The 6,498-nt window shown below is 76.2% G+C and carries 6 protein-coding genes, 1 tRNA gene and 1 pseudogene; 5 read left to right on the top strand and 3 right to left on the bottom strand.

What is annotated here, in order from left to right:
• Together E1267_RS41870 and nrfD are read left to right on the top strand one after the other, a co-directional pair.
• A pseudogene (locus tag E1267_RS41870) lies at positions 1-240 on the top strand (4Fe-4S dicluster domain-containing protein); the annotation flags it as partial.
• Positions 237-1,169 (top strand): NrfD/PsrC family molybdoenzyme membrane anchor subunit, encoded by a 933-nt coding sequence (gene nrfD, locus E1267_RS41865; protein ID WP_246064678.1) that lies wholly within the window; start codon positions 237-239, stop codon positions 1,167-1,169. The pseudogene E1267_RS41870 and the gene nrfD, both read left to right, overlap by 4 nt.
• 28 nt (positions 1,170-1,197) lie before the next feature.
• Here nrfD and selD read toward each other — a convergent pair whose 3' ends face one another.
• Complete coding sequence (gene selD / locus E1267_RS41860; protein WP_132341582.1) at positions 1,198-2,220, bottom strand: selenide, water dikinase SelD; 1,023 nt, start codon at positions 2,218-2,220, stop codon at positions 1,198-1,200.
• 68 nt (positions 2,221-2,288) lie between these two features.
• On the opposite strand from selD, the gene E1267_RS41855 reads away from it, so the two are divergent.
• The 3 genes from E1267_RS41855 to E1267_RS41845 all read left to right on the top strand — a co-directional run bounded on the left by E1267_RS41855 (position 2,289) and on the right by E1267_RS41845 (position 5,530).
• Positions 2,289-2,382 (top strand) — tRNA-Sec (locus E1267_RS41855).
• 14 nt (positions 2,383-2,396) lie between these two features.
• On the top strand, positions 2,397-3,695 hold the full coding sequence (gene selA / locus E1267_RS41850) for an L-seryl-tRNA(Sec) selenium transferase (protein ID WP_132341580.1): 1,299 nt from the start codon (positions 2,397-2,399) through the stop codon (positions 3,693-3,695).
• Positions 3,695-5,530 carry a SelB domain-containing protein gene (locus E1267_RS41845; RefSeq protein WP_132341578.1) on the top strand — a complete coding sequence of 612 codons (1,836 nt, stop codon included), beginning with the start codon at positions 3,695-3,697 and terminating at the stop codon, positions 5,528-5,530. Before selA ends, E1267_RS41845 begins: the two co-directional genes overlap by 1 nt.
• A 120-nt stretch (positions 5,531-5,650) precedes the next feature.
• Here E1267_RS41845 and E1267_RS41840 read toward each other — a convergent pair whose 3' ends face one another.
• Both E1267_RS41840 and E1267_RS41835 read right to left on the bottom strand, forming a co-directional pair.
• Positions 5,651-6,034 (bottom strand): VOC family protein, encoded by a 384-nt coding sequence (locus tag E1267_RS41840; RefSeq protein ID WP_132341576.1) that lies wholly within the window; start codon positions 6,032-6,034, stop codon positions 5,651-5,653.
• The coding region (locus E1267_RS41835; protein WP_132341574.1) for an arsenate reductase ArsC at positions 6,031-6,498 on the bottom strand (468 nt) is incomplete at its 5' end. The genes E1267_RS41840 and E1267_RS41835, both read right to left, overlap by 4 nt.

Genomic DNA, 6,498 nt, shown 5'->3' with positions numbered 1-6,498 from the left:
GCCGACGGGCACGAGGAGGCCCGCCTGTACGGCGAGAGCCCCGGCGACGGGGTGGGCGGGGCCGGGGCGTTCTTCCTGCTGCTGGACGAGCCCGAGGTGTACGGCCTGCCGCCCGATCCCGTGGTGACCACCCGTGACCTGCCGGCCATGTGGCGCTGGGCGGGCGCGGCCGCGGTGTCGGTGATGGGCGCCGTGGCCCTCGCCTTCCTCGGGTCGTCGCGCAGGGGGGAGCGGCGGTGAGGCGGGAGCCGGCGATGGTGCCGGAGGCGGAGTTCCGGTCCTACTACGGCCGCCCGGTGCTCAAGCCGCCCGTCTGGCACGAGCCCCACATGCCGACATATCTCTATCTGGGTGGGATGTCTGGAGCGTCGTCCACGATAGCCGTCACGGCCCGCCTCACCGGCCACGCCCGCCTGGCCCGTACGGCCCGCCTCGCGGCGGCGGCCGGTGCGACCCTCGGAGCCGCCCTGCTCGCCGCCGAGCTGGGCAGGCCGGAACGGTTCCTCAACATGTTGCGGATCTTCAAGCCCAGTTCCCCGATGAGCGTCGGCTCGTGGGTCCTCGCCGCCCAGGGCGGGCTGTCGGCCGCGGCCCTGGCAGGTGATCTCGCCGGCGTCCTGCCCGCCGCGGGGGACGCGGCGCTGCTGGCCACCGGGGTGACCGGGCCGCTGACCGCCACCTACACCGCCGTCCTGGTCGCCGACACGGCCGTACCCGCCTGGCACGAGGCGTACCGGGAGTTGCCGTTCCTGTTCGCGGGCAGCGCGATGGCCGCTGCGGGCGCGGTCGCCATGCTCGGCACGCCCCGGGCCCAGGCAGGCCCTGCCCGTGCCGTGGCCGCGCTCGGGGCCGCCACGGAGACGGTCGCGGGGGAGGTGCTGGAGCGGCGGCTCGGGTTCGTCGGGGAGCCGTACCGTAAAGGGCGGGCCGGCCGGCTCATGCGCGCCGCGCGCGTGCTCACGGCCGGGGGCGGGCTGCTCGCGGTGGTCGCGGGACGCAGCCGCGCCCTCACCGCACTGGCCGGGATCGCCCTCACGGCGGGCTCCTTGTGCACCCGCTTCGGCATCCTCGAAGCGGGCCGCGCCTCGGCCGCCGACCCGAAGTACACCGTCGTCCCCCAGCGCCGCCGCCTCGACGCCCGAGCCGGCGCCGTACCGAAGGACGCCTGACACCGGACGGACGAGGCCCCGCCCACGGTCAGCGCAGGCGCAGGTGAGGGCCGTCCAAGGGGACCAGCTCGCCGATGACGGGCGCGCCAGGGACCTCGCCGGCGACCAGGAGCCCACCCGACGTCTGGGCGTCGGCCAGCAGCAGGAGCTCGTCCTCACCGAACCGGCCGGGGTCGAGCCGTGGCCGCACCCAGCCGAGGTTGCGGCGGGTGCCGCCGCTCACGTGGCCGTCGCGCAGCGCCTGCCGGGCGCCCTCCAGGTACGGCACCGCCGCCACGTCCACCACCCCCGTCACGCCGCTCGCCCTGCACAGCTTGTACAGGTGCCCGAGCAGCCCGAACCCCGTCACGTCGGTGGCGCACCGCGCCCCGGCGGCCAGCGCGGCCCGCGACGCGTCGCGGTTCAGCGTGGTCATCGTGCTGATCGCCTGCTCGAACACCTCACCCGTCGCCTTGTGCCGCGAGTTCAGCACCCCGACGCCGAGCGGCTTGGTCAGCGAGATCGGCAGGCCGGGACGGGCGGCGTCGATGCGCAGCAGGCGCGCCGGGTCGGCCAGGCCGGTGACCGCCATGCCGTACTTCGGTTCGGGGTCGTCCACGCTGTGGCCGCCGGAGACGTGGCAGCCGGCCTCCCGTGCCACCTCCAGGCCGCCCCGCAACACCTCCTCGACCAGGTCGAGCGGCAGCCGGCCGCGGGGCCAGCCGAGCAGGTTCACCGCGACCAGGGGATCCCCGCCGACCGCGTACACGTCGGAAAGGGCGTTGGCCGCCGCGACGCGGCCCCAGTCATACGGGTCGTCCAGCACGGGCGTGAAGAAGTCGGCGGTCACCACGACCGCCCGGCCGCCGTCGATCCGTACCACGGCGGCGTCGTCCCCGTCGTCCAGTCCCACGATCAGCTCGCCGGCCGGTGCGCCGGTGGCGCGGGGAGGCGGCGCCGCGAGGCCGGCGACGATGGTCTCCAGCTCGCCGGGCGGGATCTTGCAGGCGCAGCCGCCCCCGTGCGCGTACTGCGTCAGCCGGACCGGGTTTCGCGGGTTCGCTGGTGTCATGGCCGTCCTCACTGCGGTTTCGCGGGTGCCGCCGGGTCACCTACCCCGAGGTGGGTAGGTTCTCCCCTGGAGGCGTCTGGGCGCCTGGTGGCCCCCGCGGTCTTCAAAACCGACGAGGCCGAGGTTCTCGGCCTGGCGGGTTCGATTCCCGTCCGCCTCCGCTTATGTTCGGAAACATGGACCGTCGCAGGCTGGTGCCGCGCACCGACGCCGTGCTGGCCGACCCGCGCCTGGTGGAGGCGGGCGGGCGGCTGGGCAGGCAGGTGGTCAAGGCGGCCGTGGCGGCGGCCCAGGACCGGGCGCGGCAGGGTGAGATCGGCCCGGACGACGTGGCCGACGCGGCGGTGGCGGCGCTCCCGACGCGCGCGGCGAGCCTGCGCCCGGTCGTCAACGCCACGGGCGTGCTGATCCACACCAACCTCGGCAGGGCGCCGCTGTCGGCGGCGGCGGTCGAGGCGATGACCGCCGCGGCCGGGCCCGCCGACGTGGAGTTCGACCTGGCGACGGGCGCCAGGGCGCGGCGGGGACGGAACGCGGCAGAGGCGCTGGCCGCGGCCGTGCCGGCGGCGGCTGACGTGCACGTCGTCAACAACAACGCCGCCGCCCTCGTCCTGGTCGCCACCGCGCTCGCCACCGGGCGGGAGATCCTCATCAGCCGGGGCGAACTGGTGGAGATCGGTGACGGGTTCCGCATCCCCGACCTGCTCGCCTCCACCGGGGCGCGGCTGCGCGAGGTGGGCACCACCAACCGCACCTCCGCCCGCGACTACGCCGACGCGGTGGGGCCGGCGACGGGGTTCGTGCTCAAGGTGCACCCGTCGAACTTCCGCATCGAGGGCTTCACCGGCGCGGCGGAGGTGCCGGAGCTGACCGGGCTCGGCGTGCCCGTCGTCGTGGACATCGGCTCGGGCCTGCTGGCCCGCGAGCCGCTGCTGCCCGCCGAACCCGACGCCACCACCATGATCGGGTCGGGCGCCGACCTGGTGACGGCCAGTGGCGACAAGCTGCTCGGCGGCCCGCAGGCGGGGCTCCTCCTGGGCCGTGCCGACCTGGTCGAACGGTGCCGCCGCCACCCGCTCGCCCGCGCGCTGCGGGTGGACAAGCTGACGCTCGCGGCGCTGGAGGCGACGCTGCGCGGTCCCGTACCGCCGGTCTCGCAGGCGCTGCACGCCGACCCGGCCGTGCTGGTGAGGCGCGCGGCCGCCCTGGCCCGCCGTCTGGCGGGGGTCGGGGTCGACGCGCGGGACGTGCCGAGCACCGCCGCCGTGGGAGGCGGCGGGGCGCCCGGCGTGAGGCTGCCGAGCGCCGCCGTGAGCCTGCCGGAACGTCTCGCCGTCCCGCTGCGGACGGGCGACCCGCCGGTCGTCGGCCGCGTCGAGCACGCGCGCCTGCTGTTGGACCTGCGCACCGTCCCGCCAGAGCACGACGGCGACGTGGAGCGCGCGGTGCTGGCGGCGGCGGAGGTGCGGGGCTGATGCACGTCGTGGCCACCGCGGGACACGTCGACCACGGCAAGTCCACGCTGGTACGCGCGCTCACCGGGATGGAGCCCGACCGGCTGGACGAGGAGCGCCGGCGCGGCCTGACCATCGAGCTCGGCTACGCCTGGACGGCCCTCCCGTCGGGGGAACGGCTCGCCTTCGTGGACGTGCCGGGCCACGAGCGGTTCCTCGCCACCATGCTCGCGGGGGTGGGGCCCGTGCCCGCCGTCATGTTCGTGGTCGCGGCCGACGAGGGGTGGATGCCGCAGTCGGAGGAGCACCTGGTGGCGCTGGAGGCCCTCGGCGTGCGCCACTGCCTGCTCGTGGTCACCCGGTCCGACCTCGCCGGGCCTGCCGCGGCGGTGGAGCAGGCCGGTGCCCGCCTGGACGCCGCCGGCATCGGCGGGGTGGAGGCGGTCACCGTGAGCGGGCGCACCGGCCAGGGGCTGCCCGAGCTGCGGCAGGCGCTGGACCGGCTGGTGGCAGGGCTGCCCAGGCCCGATCCGGCCGCGGAGGTCCGGCTCTGGATCGACCGGGCGTTCAGCGTGACCGGCAGCGGGACGGTGATCACCGGGACGCTCCCCGCGGGGACGGTCTCGGTGGGCGACGAACTGCTGCTCGCCGGCGAGCCGGTACGGGTCAGAGGCCTGGAGTCGCTGAAGGAGCCGCGGGACACGGTGAGCGGGGTCGCGCGGGTGGCGGTCAACCTGCGCGGACACGACGTCCCTGACCGCGGGCAGGCGCTCGTCACACCGGGCGGCTGGACGTACACGGACCTGATCGACGTGCGGGTCTCGCTGGTCGGGGCGCTGCGGCACGAGAGCGCGGGGTTGCCCCGGAGACTGACGGTCCACGTCGGGTCGGCGGCGGTGGCGGCCGAGGCGCGGCGCCTCGGCGGGCGCGTCGTCCGGCTGCGGCTGACCCGTCCTGTGCCGCTGCATCTCGGCGACGTGCTGCTGCTGCGTGACCCCGGGCGGGACCGGTCGGAGGTGCGGGTGCTCGCCGGGGCGAGCGTGCTCGACGTGCGCCCGCCGGCTTTGGGCCGCAGGGGTGCCGCCGGGCGGCGGGCGGCCCTGCTGGAAACGGCCCCGCTCGAAACGGCCCCGCTCGAAACGGCGCTGCAGGGAGGGGACCTGCCGGAGACCGCCGCTCCCGGCACGGCGTACGCGCTGCGCCTGCACCGCCTGTTGCGCGCCGCCGACCTGCGCGCCATGGGTGTCCCGCCGGACGTCCCGGGAACGTCGGGGGAGTGGTACGCCGACCCTGACCACTGGAAGGAGCTGGGCCGGCGGCTTGCGGAGGAGGCCCGGCGGTACGCTGCCGGCCACCCCCTGGAGCCCGCCATGCCGGTCGAGGCGGCCCGCCACCGGCTGGGCCTGCCCGACCGGCGGCTGGTCACCTCCCTGGTACGGCCGCCGCTCGCGCTCCACGGAGGGCGGATCGTGGCGGGTCCCGCGGGTCTGCCGGAGCCGGTGGCCAGGGCGGTCGAGCGGCTGCGACGGGACCTGGCGGCGCGGCCCTTCCAGGCGCCGGACGCGGGACGCCTGGCCGAGCTCGGGCTGGGCCCGCGGGAGCTGGCCGCGGCCGAACGGGCGGGGAGCCTGCTGCGGGTGGCCGAAGGAATCGTCCTGCTGCCGGGCGCCGACGCACGAGCGGCCGCAGTGCTGAGCCGGCTGCCGCAACCGTTCACGGTCAGCCAGGCCAGGCACGCACTCGGCACCACCCGCCGGGTCGTCGTGCCGCTGCTCGAACACCTCGACAGGGCGGGCCTCACCGAACGCCTGGACGAGGTGCACCGCCGCTGTCGACCACCCGCGCGAGGGCGATGACCGTCCAGCGGTGGCCGTCTCACAGCGGGTTCGGTGGACGGCGGGCACCGGGACACCGCCGCGGACGCGACGGGCCGGTGTGGCCGGGCCGCGGTGGCCGGTCGATGCGGGCGGGAGGGGTCAGCGCCCGGCGGGCTGGAACAGTTCGACGAGGTTGCCCGCCGGGTCGGTGAGCAGGATCTGGCGCCCGCCCGGCCCCGCGACGACCTCGCCGGAGAAGGACAGCCCCGACGCCCGCAACCGGGTGATCTCGGCGTCGAGATCGTGGACGACGAGATGGACGCGGTTGCGGCCCGGCGTGGGCGAGGTCTCCGGCGTGGCCCGGGCGCCGGAGCTCTGCGGCCCGGACAGCAGCAGCCGCAGCGGGCCGCGTACGACGTCGGCGAAGGCGGGAGCCGGGTGAGCGCGCAGGGTGAAGCCGAGATATGTGGTGTAGAAGCGCACGGCGGCGGCCACGTCGTCCACGATGTAGCGCACGCCGGCGGGTTCGGACGGTGTGGTCATGAGGGAACCTCCGGGGGCGTGGCACGGGCGAGAACGGGCAGCAGGTGGCGGATGCGGGTGTCGAGCTCCGCCGCCGTGCGCAGGAAGGCCGGGTAGCTCGCCTGGTCGCCGCCGCCCGTCGCGGCGGGGTCGGGAATGCTCCAGTGCGTTGGCCGCGGCCGGTTGCCGAACGCGGGATGCACCTCGCGGACCTTGTCGCACAGGCTGATCAGGTGATGGAAACGGCGGTGGTCCACGGCGTCCAGGTGGCGCGGCCGCAGGCCGGCGAGGTCGAGGCCGTACTCCTCCCGCAGGACGCGCACGGCGTTGGGATGCATGCGCGCTTTCGGGTGGCTGCCCGCGCTCATCACCTCCACGTGGCCGCCGCCGCGGTGACGTAGCAGCGCGGCGGCGATCGGCGAGCGGGCGCTGTTGCCGGTGCATGAGAACAACACCCGGGGACGGGCCTTGTCGCCGCCTGTCTC

Origin of the sequence: Nonomuraea longispora (genome assembly GCF_004348345.1) — a bacterium.
Classification (GTDB): Bacteria; Actinomycetota; Actinomycetes; order Streptosporangiales; family Streptosporangiaceae; genus Nonomuraea; species Nonomuraea longispora.
This window is presented reverse-complemented; position numbering and strand designations above follow the sequence as displayed.